This is a genomic window from Bathymodiolus azoricus thioautotrophic gill symbiont, assembly GCF_001298715.1.
Lineage (GTDB): Bacteria > Pseudomonadota > Gammaproteobacteria > PS1 > Pseudothioglobaceae > Thiodubiliella.
This window is the reverse complement of sequence record NZ_CDSC02000203.1, coordinates 1-10,747: the sequence shown is the minus strand read 5'-3', so window position 1 is coordinate 10,747 and position 10,747 is coordinate 1. Positions and strand designations below refer to the sequence as shown.

Annotated in this window: 9 protein-coding genes; 1 reads left to right on the top strand and 8 read right to left on the bottom strand. The window is 40.8% G+C overall.

The window, feature by feature from the left end:
- Positions 1–46: 46 nt before the first annotated feature.
- Together rnt and BAZSYMA_RS03995 are read right to left on the bottom strand one after the other, a co-directional pair.
- The gene (gene rnt / locus BAZSYMA_RS04000; RefSeq protein WP_090715862.1) at positions 47–637 is read right to left on the bottom strand and encodes a ribonuclease T; all 591 of its coding nucleotides are present in this window, start codon (positions 635–637) and stop codon (positions 47–49) included.
- The gene (locus BAZSYMA_RS03995; RefSeq protein ID WP_090715859.1) at positions 637–1,074 is read right to left on the bottom strand and encodes a GNAT family N-acetyltransferase; all 438 of its coding nucleotides are present in this window, start codon (positions 1,072–1,074) and stop codon (positions 637–639) included. The genes rnt and BAZSYMA_RS03995 overlap by 1 nt, the downstream gene beginning before the upstream one ends.
- Before the next feature lie 77 nt (positions 1,075–1,151).
- On the opposite strand from BAZSYMA_RS03995, the gene ilvD reads away from it, so the two are divergent.
- Positions 1,152–2,816: a dihydroxy-acid dehydratase gene (gene ilvD / locus BAZSYMA_RS03990; RefSeq protein ID WP_090715856.1), complete on the top strand. Its 1,665-nt coding sequence runs from the start codon at positions 1,152–1,154 to the stop codon at positions 2,814–2,816.
- A 170-nt stretch (positions 2,817–2,986) separates the two neighbouring features.
- Here ilvD and rnr read toward each other — a convergent pair whose 3' ends face one another.
- The 6 genes from rnr to BAZSYMA_RS03960 all read right to left on the bottom strand — a co-directional run.
- Positions 2,987–5,104 carry a ribonuclease R gene (rnr, locus tag BAZSYMA_RS03985; RefSeq protein WP_090715854.1) on the bottom strand — a complete coding sequence of 706 codons (2,118 nt, stop codon included), beginning with the start codon at positions 5,102–5,104 and terminating at the stop codon, positions 2,987–2,989.
- 25 nt (positions 5,105–5,129) lie between these two features.
- The gene (locus BAZSYMA_RS03980) at positions 5,130–6,446 is read right to left on the bottom strand and encodes an adenylosuccinate synthase (RefSeq protein WP_090715852.1); all 1,317 of its coding nucleotides are present in this window, start codon (positions 6,444–6,446) and stop codon (positions 5,130–5,132) included.
- A gap of 13 nt (positions 6,447–6,459) precedes the next feature.
- Positions 6,460–7,407, bottom strand: coding sequence for an ATP phosphoribosyltransferase regulatory subunit (locus BAZSYMA_RS03975; protein WP_090715850.1), 948 nt, complete (start codon positions 7,405–7,407; stop codon positions 6,460–6,462).
- Positions 7,408–7,413: 6 nt separating this feature from the next.
- Positions 7,414–8,277 (bottom strand): protease modulator HflC, encoded by an 864-nt coding sequence (gene hflC / locus BAZSYMA_RS03970; protein ID WP_090715848.1) that lies wholly within the window; start codon positions 8,275–8,277, stop codon positions 7,414–7,416.
- Entirely contained in the window at positions 8,277–9,428 is a 1,152-nt protein-coding gene (gene hflK, locus BAZSYMA_RS03965) for an FtsH protease activity modulator HflK (protein WP_090715846.1), read from the bottom strand. The genes hflC and hflK overlap by 1 nt, the downstream gene beginning before the upstream one ends.
- A 274-nt stretch (positions 9,429–9,702) precedes the next feature.
- A partial coding sequence (locus BAZSYMA_RS03960) for a cadherin repeat domain-containing protein (RefSeq protein ID WP_143243089.1) occupies positions 9,703–10,747 on the bottom strand: 1,045 nt, incomplete at its 5' end.

Genomic DNA, 10,747 nt, shown 5'->3' with positions numbered 1-10,747 from the left:
CTATTTTTGGATTTGGGATGTTATGGATTTTGCTAAGCACTGGCTATTAACTATAGGACTGCGCATTAAAGATTTTGCAAAATAATTCTGCTGTTTTTTGCGTGTCATATAACGCTGAATGTGCATTGGCATCCTCCCATTCAATGCCCGCCACACGCATCGCTTTAGCAAGCACTGTTTCACCGTAATATAAGGCTGAAAGACTTACTGTATCAATAGTTGAAAATTGATGAAATGGATTTTTGAGCTTTGTTCTGTTGCTCGCCGCAACTAAAAACCCTAGGTCAAAAAATGCGTTGTGCCCCACTAAGATTGCACGCGTACATTCTTGAATTTTTACCTCAGCACTAACGGCTTGAAAAATCTCATTCAATGCTTGTTTTTCACTCACTGCCATACGCAATGGATTATGCACATCAATGCCATTGAATTTAAGCGCTGCCGCTTCAAGATTGGCACCCTTAAAAGGCTCTATATGAAAGTGACAAATATCTTTTGGGTAAAATATACCATTCTCATTAATGCCAATCGTTATCGCACAAATCTCAAGCATAGCATCGGTTTTATTGTCAAAACCTCCAGTTTCAATATCAATCACCACAGGTAAATAGCCTCGAATACGGTCTTTAATTTGCATTACAAATTCTCTTTAGAGACGATTTTAAAAAAGATAGATGAGTTACGCTGATGGTCAAACAAGGCTTGACGATTCTTAGGCAGCTCACTAATTTCCATTTTTACAAAGCCTTGGTTTAAAAACCACTGTGCATTATGTCTAGACAATGCAAATACTTTAGAAAAATTATCAGCAAGTGCTTTTTGCATTACTTTATTTAAGAGCTTAGTTGAAATTCCTTGGTTTTGTACTTTTTCCGATACTGCTAAAGCATAAATCTCGCCCATGCCGCCTTCTTGAGAGTTTTTTAAACCTACACAGGCCACTAACTCACCAGATTGCTCTAGCAAGACAAAATCATTAATATTGTCGTTGATTTGAGCGTATGTTCTTGGCAGAATCTTGTCTTCTTTAACGAAAGGTGCGATCAATTCTAAGATTTTTTGCGCTGTATTCAATTTGTGTATTTATTAGGGGTAGAGAAAAACTTCATTTTAGTCTAAAATTTATCTCTTTTAGCAAACGAAATACTTTTATGTCTAATAAACGCAAATATTCTTCTCAGGTTGTTGATGGTTATGAACGCGCAGCAAGTCGCGCCATGCTATATCCAGTAGGTTTTAAAAAGGAAGACTTTAGCAAACCACAAGTCGGTATTGCCTCCACTTGGTCGATGGTAACACCTTGTAATATGCACATTAACAAACTGGCTGACGAAGCAGAAAAAGGTGTTAATTCTGCTGGCGGTAAAGGCGTTATCTTTAATACCATCACCATTTCAGATGGTATTTCTATGGGTTCTGAAGGCATGAAATATTCTTTGGTTTCCCGTGAGGTAATTGCTGATTCTATTGAGACAGTTGTAGGTTGCCAAGGCTTTGATGGCATCGTTGCAATTGGCGGTTGTGATAAGAATATGCCTGGTTGTATTATTGGCTTGGCACGGCTTAATCGTCCGAGTATTTTTGTTTATGGTGGCACTATTCAGCCAGGTGAAGGACACACTGATGTTGTTAGTGTGTTTGAGGCAGTAGGACAATTTGCCAACAATGCCATTAGTGAGATTGAACTGGAAAATATTGAAAAAACTGCCATTCCTGGTCCAGGCTCTTGTGGTGGTATGTATACCGCCAATACGATGGCATCAGCAATTGAAGCCTTAGGCATGAGTTTGCCGAACTCCAGCGCACAAGACGCCATCTCAGAGGACAAAAATAACGATTGCGTGCGTGCAGGCGAAGCGGTACTTAATCTTTTAGAAAAAGATATTAAGCCAAGCGATATTATGACCATGCAAGCTTTCGAAAATGCAATTACAGTGATTATCACACTGGGTGGCTCCACCAATGCGGTCTTACATCTTATTGCTATGGCAAACGCCACTGGCGTTGACTTAAAGATTGACGACTTTACTCGCATTGGTGCTAATGTGCCTGTGATTGCCGACCTTAAGCCTTCAGGTAAGTATATGATGAGTGAACTGGTTGAAATCGGTGGCACCCTACCCTTGATGAAAATGCTGCTTGATGCAGGGCTATTACACGGCAACTGCATGACAGTAACTGGCAAAACAATGGCACAAAACCTAAAAGATGTTGCACCTTACGCTGACTCACAAGAAATCATCAAGTCTTTAGACAATCCAATCAAAAAAGACTCACATCTGCGTATCTTGCGTGGCAACTTAGCACAAGAGGGTGCAGTAGCGAAAATCACAGGCAAAGAAGGCTTGAGCTTCAGAGGTAGCGCAAAATGTTTTGGTCGTGAAGAAGAAGCATTAGAGGCCATCCTAAACGAAAAAATCCAAGCAGGCGATGTTATTGTTATTCGTTATGAAGGTCCTGTAGGTGGTCCTGGTATGCGTGAAATGCTTGCCCCAACTTCTGCGGTAATGGGTAAAGGTTTGGGTGGTAAAGTAGCCCTAATTACCGACGGTCGTTTCTCGGGAGGCACTCATGGTTTCGTGGTTGGACATATCACCCCAGAAGCCTTTAAAGGCGGCGTATTAGCCGTGGTTGAAGATGGCGATGAAATTTTGATTGACGCTAAAAATAATGTCTTAGAGCTCATCGTTGAAAAGTCCATTATTGATGAACGCTTATCTAACTGGACACAGCCAAAACCCAACTATACCAAAGGTGTGCTGGCCAAGTTTGCCAAACTGGCCAAGTCTGCTTCTGAGGGTGCAGTAACCGACTGATAGATATGTTTGCTAAAAATATTAACCAGGCTCGCTATTTTTTACAAAAGGCATAAACTACAAGTAGTCGGTAAGGCGAATTTTGAAAAATATACAGAAACATAGGCAGAGCCATGCGACTGAATATTTTTTGAAATTCAACACCGTAAAAAGGAAAAAGACGAGGTAATTTAAGCGGGTATAAACACCATTTGCCTATCATCTAAATTAACCGAAGCGACCTGTATCTTGATGGTGTCACCCAAACGGAAGACTTTGCCGCCTCGTTGGCCTTTGAGTTGATGGTGAATTTCATCAAAATTGTAATAATCATCTTTCATATCACGAATAGAAATCATGCCTTCGGTATAGATGTCAGTGAGCTCAATAAAGATACCAAAGGCAGCGATACCAGAGATAACACCGCTAAAGGTTTCGCCAACTTTATCGCGCATATATTCACATTTCAACCACTGCTCAACATCTCGGGTGGCTTCGTTTGCTCTACGCTCTGTGGCTGATAATTCAACGCCTAACTCTACCATTGCCTTACTGGGTTTTCTGGTACTTTTATTGAGCACACGGTTGATTGCGCGATGTACGAGCAAATCAGGATAGCGTCTGATTGGTGAAGTAAAGTGGGTGTAATCATCGAACGCTAAGCCAAAGTGACCTTCATTAGCAGGTGTATAGACAGCTTGCTTCATGGTGCGTAAAACCACAGTTTTAATGATGTTTTCATCATCTCTGCCTTTGGCATCTTCTAACACTTTAGCGAAATGCTTGGATTCTGGTTGCACACCACCCTCCAAGGTTAAACCGACTGCAGTTAAAAATTGACGCGTTAGCTCAACCTTCTCTGCGGTTGGCTTAGGGTGAATACGGTATAAGAAATCTTCATCATTCTCAGCTAAGAACTTCGCTGTGGCTTGATTTGCCATCAGCATACATTCTTCAATGAGTTTGTGTGCATCATTGCGAGAAGTTGCCACAATATTATCAATTTTGCCATTATCATCAAACAAAACTTGCGTCTCAATACGGTCAAAGTCCATAACACCGCGTTTGGTTCTAGCACCTTTTAAGACCTTATATAGATCATACAAGGCATTTAAATTATCCATAACACCTGAATATTGCTGCGTTAACTCGCTATCGTGTTCTTCTAAAATTTTACCAACCTTAGTATAAGTCAAACGAGCGTGTGAAAACATAACTGCTGGATAAAACTTATAATCAAGTAAATTACCCTCTGTATCAATATTCATCTCACAAGTCATACATAGGCGCTCTACATCAGGGTTAATTGAGCATAGGCCATTTGAAAGCTCTTCAGGTAGCATTGGTACCACACGACGCGGGAAATAAACCGAATTACCGCGCTGCACTGCATCTATATCAAGTGCTGTGCCTTCTTCTACATAGTACGATACATCGGCAATGGACACTACCAGTTTCCAGCCGTTATTTGTAGACTCAGCGAATACTGCATCATCAAAGTCACGAGAATCTTCACCATCGATAGTAACCAACTTCATATTGGTAATATCAACACGCCCTATTTTGTCTTGTGCGCTCACTTCTGTTGGTAGTTGCTTAGTTTGGGCTAGAGTTTCTTCTGAGAAATCCACTGGAATACCATTACGGTAAAGTGCCGCCTCGGTTTCAACGCCTTCATCCATATAGTCGCCTAAAATTTGGGTGATTTTGCCTTGTGCAGGCGTTTTAAAGGTTGGTGCTTGCGTAATCTCAACAACAACAATTTGCTGCTCAGTATTCTCGTTGCTAGTCTTAGGAATATCAATATTATTGCAAATTCGCTTGTCATCAACCACCACATAAGCACCACCTTCAGAGCCAAAATGTAGACGACCTACAACGCTTTTAAGGCTCTCAAGCACTTCAACAACCTCAGAATCACCACGCTCATCAAGCATTCGTGCCTTAACTCTGTCGCCATGAAAAACCAATTTCATCTGATGCGCAGAAAGACGCAAATCCTTGCCACCTTCATCTAGCATTACAAAGCCGAAACCCCTTGGGTGCGCACTAATCGTACCAGTCATAACATCTTTTTCAGCATCAAAAATACTGTATTCACCCTCACGATTACAACTCAGTTGCTTATCGCGTACCATCGCTCTAAGGCGGTGTGTTAAAGGCTTTTTTTGCTTACCTTTAACCTCAAGTAAGTCGTATAAATCGTAGGTTGTTACTGCTTGTTTGGCTACATGTTCAAGGATGTATTCTCTTGAAGGGATTGGATTGTCGTATTTCTTTGATTCTCTGTTTTGGTGCGGGTCGCTCATAATAAAGCCTTTATTAGTTAATTAGTTATTCGTCAAATGGATGGTTTAGTATTAGTGTTTCATCTCGGTCTGGGCCTGTGGATAAAATATCTACAGGCAAGTTTGAAAGCTCTTCAATCTTGCGAATGTAGTCTTGTGCTTGTTGTGGTAAGTTGTCAAATGAATCTGTGCCAATGGTAGAAGCCTTCCAACCAGGCATTTCAATATAGATAGGCTTGGCATCAGCATAGCCTTGCGCATCATACGGTGGTGTAGTTACTTCTTTGCCATTCAGCTCATAAGCCACGCAAATTTTAATACACTCTAAAGAATCTAAAACATCTAATTTGGTCAGGCAGATGCCTGTGACTGCGTTGAGATTAAACGAACGCTTAAGGGTCACCATATCTAACCAGCCACAACGACGCTGACGACCTGTGGTAGCGCCAAACTCACAGCCTACAGTGCCTAATGTCTTACCAATAGTATCACCCTTATCAGTTTCAACATTATAAACCAATTCTGTTGGGAATGGTCCACCGCCAACACGGGTGGTATAAGCTTTAACGATACCCAGCACATAATCAATGTCTGTTACACCCACACCTGAGCCTGTTACCGCACCCCCTGAAGTGGTGTTTGATGAAGTTACAAATGGGTAAGTACCTTGGTCAATATCAAGCAATGCACCTTGTGCGCCTTCAAACAAGATATTTTCATTGTTGGCAATATGTTGATGAATTTGCTGCGTAACATCGGCAATCATCGGAATCACAACTTTTGCATGCTCTAACGCCTGTGCTAACACCTCATCATAATCCAACGCCGAAACGCCATAATAGTGCGTTAATGCGAAGTTATGATATTCCATGACATCTTTAAGCTTCTCAGCAAATGCATTGGTATCCAATAGGTCGCCAACACGCAATCCACGACGCGCAACTTTGTCTTCATATGCGGGGCCAATACCATTGCCTGTAGTGCCAATAGCAGCTTTACCACGCTTAAGCTCACGCGCATTATCAAGTGCCACATGGTAAGGCATAATCAGCGGACACGCTGGTGATATTTTTAAACGCGAATGCGCACTAACAGCAGCACTCAGTTCGCCCAATTCTTTAATGAGTGCAGACATTGATAATACCACACCGTGACCAATCAAGCATTCAACTTCTTCACGCAAAATACCTGATGGAATAAGATGTAACACGGTTTTGTTACCATCAATAACCAAGGTGTGTCCTGCATTGTGTCCGCCTTGAAAACGCACCACGCTGGATACTTTATCGGTAATCAAATCAACCACTTTACCTTTACCCTCATCACCCCACTGGGTGCCAATGATGACTACATTTTTTGACATACTTGCTTAACCCTTAATGTGTTAAAAATTTTAAATCAAATGAAAACCCTGTTGCCGCTCTTGGACGCCCGAACGACGCACTTAAACCATTGTAACGACCGCCTTGTGCCAAAGCCTTGGAATAGTTTTCATTATAAGCACAGAACACAACGCCTGTGTGATACTCATAAGCCTTAAGTTCACCAAGGTCAATCACGATTTCAACACCTGCTGTACTCAAGTTTGCGTTAATTTGTACCAAATCTTGGACGGCTGCTTTTGCCTTAGGTATATCCTTAAATAGAGTCAAGGCTTCGTCCAATACGCTGGCATCGCCTTCTAGTTTCATTAATGCACTAAATTTATCCGCGTTTTTAAGTGTATTGTTACTTAAAAATACTGCCAAGTCTGGTGCCGAGCGTTTGACAAAGATTTGTCTGAGTGCTGGTATTTGCTCATCATTTAATGCCTCTTGTGCAATTAAAGCGTCAAACACAGCCACATTTCCTAAGCTCAGCACAATCGGCTCAATGGCAAGCAACTTTAAGCTCTCAAGCATCAATACAATTACCTCAATATCAGCATCAATGCTGTTAGAGCCATATAATTCTGCACCTGCTTGAATCGGTGAGCGCGATGTATAAAAATCGTCTGCCTTAGTCTGCAAAATCGCATTCACATAACAATACTTTGAAATTTTATCACTGCCCTGCTTAGCGTCAATGCGTGCAATTTGCGGGGTGATATCGGCATGTACACCTAGCATCTTGCCACTACTAGGGTCTAGAAATTTAAAAGTCTTCTTATTAACTGATTCACTAGTCAACAACAAAGACTCAATATTTTCTACCATGGGTGGAATAACCAGTCCAAAGCCCTTATTAGTATATAAATCAATAAGTTGGCGACGCACACGCTCAAACACTAACGCTCTATCGCCAGTCAATTCATCAACCCCTTCTGGGAGTTGCCAAGTGTTCATGATTGATTATTTTATGTTTATTGCTGGATTAAAATGGCGGAAAAATTCAGTATTTGGATTCAGTACCATAATATCATTTCGACCTGAGAATGACTTCTTATAAGATTCTAATGAGCGGTAGAATGAATAAAACTTCGCATCTTTATTGTAAGCTTTTGCGTAATTATTTGCAGAAACAGCGTCACCTTCACCGCGAATTTTCTCAGAATCTCGGTAAGCATTCGCTAAAATAATCGTGCGTTCTTTGTCTGCTGCTGCGCGGATGATTTCTGCCTCTTCTGCACCCTTTGACCTAAACTCCTTAGCAACACGATGACGCTCTGCTTGCATACGACGATAAACAGAATTTAACACTTCTTTTGATAAATCAATACGCTTGATACGCACATCAATAATTTCAATACCGAACTCACTAATATCTTTCTTTGCCAATTGTTTGATATTTACCATAATCTCGCTACGCTCACCAAAAACCACATCGGCAATAGTGCGCTTAGAAAATTCACTTTTAAGGCCTGTTTTGATGATTTGTGCCAAACGGCTGTTGGTTCTTGCCATATTGCCGTTAGTTGATATGTAAAACTGCTTAGCATCAATAATGCGCCATTTCACATAATAATCAACATTGACATTTTTCTTTTCACCCGTTAAAAAACGCTCTGCAGGTGCGTCTAATGTTTGAATACGATTGTCAAACTTCACCACATTGTTGAAAAGTGGGGTTTTAAATTTGAGTCCTGGCTCCTGCTCAACAGTGATGATTTGACCTAAGCGTAATTTAATCGCTGTTTGTGTTTCACTAACTGTATATAACGCCGAAATACCAACGAAAAAAACAATGACCAAAAATACAATTGCAAGTTTTTTCATTATCTAACCTCTCTATTACGGAAAACATTTCTAATACTACCATCCTGTTTGACTTGTTGTGACTGCGACCCTTGAATAACGATTTTATTAGTGTGCGCCGCCTTATTGTCTAATAATTTGTCAATCGGTAAAACCATCATATTGTTAGCCTTTGAATCAACCACCACCTTGCTGGTATTTGCAAGCACATTTTCCATTGTTTCACGATATAAGCGCTCTCTAGTTACGCCAGGGGCTTTTTGATACTCGGTTAAAATTTTCTTAAAACGCGCAGCTTCACCTTCAGATTTGGAAACAACTTTTGATTTGTAACCCCTTGCTTCTTCAAGCATACGCGCGGCTCTACCGCGAGATTTCGGCAAAATATCATTGGCGTAAGTTTGCGCTTCATTAATCAAGCGTTGTTTGTCTTCACGCGCCTTTACCGCATCAGAAAATGCCGCTTGCACTGGCTCCGGCGGTTGAACATCTTGCATGTTAATGGTTGTAATTAACAAACCTACTGCGTAAACATCAAGCAATTCTTGGGATTTTTCCTTAATACTATCGGCAATTGCTGCGCGACCTTCAATCAAGATATAGTCCATAGAATTTTTACCAACGACCTGACGAATAGCACTTTCAACTACTTGGCGTAAAGTCAATTTAGGATTGGCAACATTAAATAAATATTTCTGCGCATCATTAATCTTATATTGAACAGCAAACTTAGCGTTAATCATATTTTCGTCTTTGGTTAACATTAACGATTCAGAGGATACATTGCCACCACGACGATTTCTAACGGCATCTCTATAACCAATTTGCATATCTTGAATAGCCTCAACATTGATGCGATTTAGACTCTCAATCGGATACGGCAAGTGCCAATGTGGGCCTTGAGAAGTTTCTTCTTGAAAGGCACCAAAACGCAATATCACCCCTTTTTCAGCAGGGGCAATAATATAAAAACCGTACCCAAGCCAAACCAGTAGAGCTAATATAGATAGGTATTTGAAAATAGGTGTTTTTGATACGATAGGTGCACCAGACTTTGATGACACACCGCCAAAAATATTACCAAATTTGTTTTTAAAATCCCTAATCACCTCGTCTAACTCTGGCGGAGTTTGATTATCGCCACCCCAAGGGTTTTTCTTATTATTAGTCATTAAACCATTCCTTGTCTATATTACAAAATCCGAGTTATTTTACATTATATATGTGCTTACAAAGATAGAGATTGCAAAGACAGCACCGTTTATTAGCCCACCTATGTTTGCGAAAAAATACCTCCCCGTAAGACTCAGTTTATCAAAATCATTTTTCATTATCATTTAAAAATCATATACCTACCCTAAAAAAATAACGAATAAAAAAAACGGGTGTGGCTTTGTTCTGTTTAATGCACCTGTCTTTTTAATGAAAGCATCCTTGTGCGTTTGCTTAATCTGATGGAGGAATTGGGTCATAAATCGAAATGCAACGAATGCTTAGACCAAAAGAACGATTCATAGTATGAAAACCAGCAGCAGCATTAGAGGCTATAAAATAGTGAGCTTCAATGTCACCATCAGAAGGAGTAGGAACAGGAGAACGAGTCCATAAGAAAACGCTAGATTGGGTATGTACAGTACCCGACATAGCGCGGTAGCCAGCAGATGGGATTTTCAAGAAGCTGGAGAAGGCCGTGGCGGCATTAGTAATATTCGTAGCCGTCATCTCTGCCTCTAGTTCTTCCTTAGAGGGTATTTTAAAGGGTGTTGGGCAGAGACCCCCACCAGCCGCACCCCAAGACTTCTCTCTCTCTTCACCTGTTGAGTCTGCACTCGTCCAATCAGAATTTTCAATAATAAATGGACCGTTATTAGCACCCGTGTTCTTGAGACTAGTGAATTGCGTGGGTGATGTGCCAGAATTTCTCTTCTCGTGCTGATCATAGGCACGCCCCCATTGGTAAAGGTCACCATAACTTTTTGTATCACTTCTGTTCTTTGCTACTTGGCTTGCTCCAAGATTTCTATCCAACCATACTCTGTTAGTATTAGGTGAATGCACCGTTTTGTATGTCACACCGGCAAACGAGTACTCTCCTGATACAAATTCATGCACATCAGTGACTGTAACTTTTAGATCTTTAGAGGCTGTGTTTTTATCAGAATCAGTTGCAATAATCGTTACTTCATAAACATTATTTATGTCTTCATCTAATGGATTTTCATAGTCTCTTTTACTCATTGAGATAACACCCGTTGTAGCACTAATAGTGAACATACTTGCATCCTTGCCACCTATAGCCCAAGTAACGACGCCCACTCTAGGGTCACCAGTTAAAGTTGGGGCTGGGCTTGTGAATGCATCCTTCTCAGCAACACTTGCTACAGCAACGAGATTAATCTTAAAGCTTGCTGTAGATCGGGAGTTGATAATCTCAAGTATTTCTTGTCTGCTGTCTTTCTTTGTTTGATCTTTTTCTGTTGCAATTCTAAGG